This window comes from Pseudoalteromonas sp. Angola-30, assembly GCF_028599215.1.
GTDB classification, from domain to species: Bacteria; Pseudomonadota; Gammaproteobacteria; order Enterobacterales; family Alteromonadaceae; genus Pseudoalteromonas; species Pseudoalteromonas atlantica.
This window is the reverse complement of record NZ_JAQREI010000081.1, coordinates 1-333: the sequence shown is the minus strand read 5'-3', so window position 1 is coordinate 333 and position 333 is coordinate 1. Positions and strand designations below refer to the sequence as shown.

Sequence of the window (333 nt, the reverse complement as noted above, 5' to 3'; positions counted from 1 at the left end):
AGCTAATGGTAGTGCCATCGGCTGCATCACTTGTCCCATTAATGGTTGGCGTGGTGTCGTTGGTATCAACCAAGGCATTAATGCTAATGCTTGGCGCGGTGGTGTTTAGCGTGGCGGTTTCACTAACTGTGGTAGAGTTACCGGCGTTATCACTCACACTGGCTTCAATGGTTAGCTCACCATCAACCAATGCATTTGGTACATCAGCTGACCAGCTGCCACCCGCTTGGACTGTGGCTGTAAAGGTTTCGGTGGTAATGCCATCGCTAACGCTGATGCTAATTACCGTGCCGGCTGGTGCATTCGTGGTACCACTAATGGTTGGCGTGCTGT

Annotated in this window: 1 protein-coding gene; it reads right to left on the bottom strand. The window is 51.4% G+C overall.

The features are described 5' to 3' along the window. Positions 1-333: Ig-like domain-containing protein (locus tag PSH54_RS20695; protein WP_273607020.1), on the bottom strand; the 333-nt coding region annotated here is incomplete at both ends.